Origin of the sequence: Nocardia sp. NPDC058497 (assembly GCF_042720195.1) — a bacterium.
GTDB lineage: Bacteria > Actinomycetota > Actinomycetes > Mycobacteriales > Mycobacteriaceae > Nocardia.
Genome location: NZ_JBHXMY010000827.1, coordinates 1 through 1,988, shown reverse-complemented (window position 1 = coordinate 1,988; position 1,988 = coordinate 1). Strand labels below are relative to the sequence as shown.

The window sequence follows — 1,988 nt, the reverse complement described above, 5'->3', positions numbered from 1 at the left end:
GAGAAACACGAGCACTGCTGACCACACAGGCCGCCGCGCTGCGGCGAGGATCAGCGCGATCACGCTCAATTGCAGCACTGCTCGACCCGCCGCTGCACCCCGGCCGGCGAGCCCAAGCGTGCCAGCCGGTAGACCATGATCGCGGCGGCTACCAGCGCCAGGCAGAGCAGGGCAAGACCGAGACCGGGTGTGACCGCCATGATGTCTCCTCACCGCGCGCGGTCAGCAGAATCTTACGGATGGTCCGACGCGGGGCGTGGCTGCCAGCGACGCTTCCGACGATCACGATTCGCCGGTCCACGCCCTGTCTATCCGTGCAGCAGCCCCCTGGGTCTACACCGCCATCGAAGGCGAATCCCCACTGCCCGACCGCGTGGTCCGCGTGCAATACCAGCCGCGCCCCGCGAGGACAGGTTCCCGGTCTTCGCGGTGAGCACCGGCTCCGTGAAGTCGAGCAACCGGCACAGCCGCGCCACCCTCGTCGACGCCTGATCCGGGCCGTACTCCGTCGAGCAGCCGGGAAAGCACCACTGCCGCCGGATGCGGACCTACTCTTCCAGACGTTCCTGCGTCGTCCGGTACCCAGGGTTCGCACCGAGTCAGTTACCCAACTAACTATAGACAACCGATGCGGGAGCCGTTATCGTTCGGTTAGTCATCCAACTAACTCAGGAGAAGTCGTGATCGTGGTAACCGGAGCGACCGGGAATGTCGGACAACCGTTGGTGCGAATCCTCGCCGAGGCGGGCGAGAAGGTGACGGCGGTTTCTCGCCGGACTCCGGACGAACTCCCGGACGGCGTACAGCACGTGGCCGCGGATCTGACGGACCTCGACAGCTTGGCGGTAGGGTTCCACGGGGCGGAGAAGCTGTTTCTTCTCTTCTCCCCCGGATCCTTCGCGGCGGACGTACCCGCGATTCTCGGGGCGGCGAAAGCCGCAGGGGTACGCCACGTTGTGTTGCTGTCATCCCAAGGAGTGAGCACCCGGCCGGAAAGCGCGTCACACGGGGAACTCGGAAAGACGATCGAGGACGCGGTCCAACAATGCGGGCTGACATGGACTTTCCTCCGGCCCGGCGGTTTCCAGTCGAACGCCCTGGCCTGGGCCGAGCAGGTACGTGACGAGCGGACCGTCAGCGCTCCCTTCGGTGACACCGGCGTGCCATTCGTCGATCCGGAGGACATCGCGGCGGTGGCCGCGGTCGCGTTGCGCGAAGACCGGCACGCGGGCCGGATATATGTATTGACCGGGCCCACACCGGAAACCCCGAGGGATCGGGCGCGCACGCTGGGCGATATCCTCGGCGAGCCTGTGCGTTTCGTCGACCAGACCCCGGATCAGGCGCGGACGCAGATGCTCGCATTCATGCCACCGGACGCAGTGGAAACAACCCTCGCCATTCTCGGTGACCCGACCGAGGAGGAGTCGCGCATCAGTTCTGATGTCGAGGACATACTGGGTCGCGCACCCGGCCCCTTCGCCGCCTGGGCGCAACGCCACGTCGCCGTGTTCCGCTGAACGGCGGTACCCGCCCGGGCACCCGCATGCTTTCGCCCAGGCCCGGTCCAACACCGAGATCCAGCCTCGCGCGCTGCCTGCCCACCTTCGTCATTCTTCGTAGATTCCGGTACGGGATCGACTCGATGCGCTTCCACAGCGTCGGTTTCGACGCCGGTTCGCGCGACGCACGGACCCGCCGTTGTGGGCAGTTTCTCGGCAGGATTCGAAACCTGCGACACCCGCTTCAGGAGAGCGAATCACCCGGATTCGGGAACTGCGGGCACATAGCCGGCACTGACCGCCGCGTCGGATATGCCAGCGGGGAAAGGGCATCGCCCAGGACATCAAGAAACCCCCTCCGACGCAAATCGGAGGGGGTTTCAGCCCGGCCGCCGTCGCGCCTCCATTTTCGCTGCGTCCGCGGACAGATGTCGGTAAATGGTGGGGCGGGTGACACCGAACTCGGTCCACACCACGGTCCTGCAG

Annotated in this window: 2 protein-coding genes; one reads left to right on the top strand and one right to left on the bottom strand. The window is 66.1% G+C overall.

Features of this window, described 5'->3' with window-relative positions; genetic code table 11:
* Positions 1 to 65: 65 nt before the first annotated feature.
* Positions 66 to 200 carry a hypothetical protein gene (locus tag ACFWPJ_RS31470; RefSeq protein WP_378856952.1) on the bottom strand — a complete coding sequence of 45 codons (135 nt, stop codon included), beginning with the start codon at positions 198 to 200 and terminating at the stop codon, positions 66 to 68.
* Between the two features lie 480 nt (positions 201 to 680).
* Between ACFWPJ_RS31470 and ACFWPJ_RS31465 the strand changes: the two genes are divergently transcribed.
* Entirely contained in the window at positions 681 to 1,520 is an 840-nt protein-coding gene (locus ACFWPJ_RS31465) for an NAD(P)H-binding protein (protein WP_378856950.1), read from the top strand.
* Positions 1,521 to 1,988 lie beyond the last annotated feature (468 nt).

Excerpts from the sequence above, each read along its gene's own strand:
- ACFWPJ_RS31470 (WP_378856952.1), bottom strand. The coding sequence starts at position 200 with ATGGCGGTCACACCCGGTCTCGGTCTTGCCCTGCTCTGCCTGGCGCTG.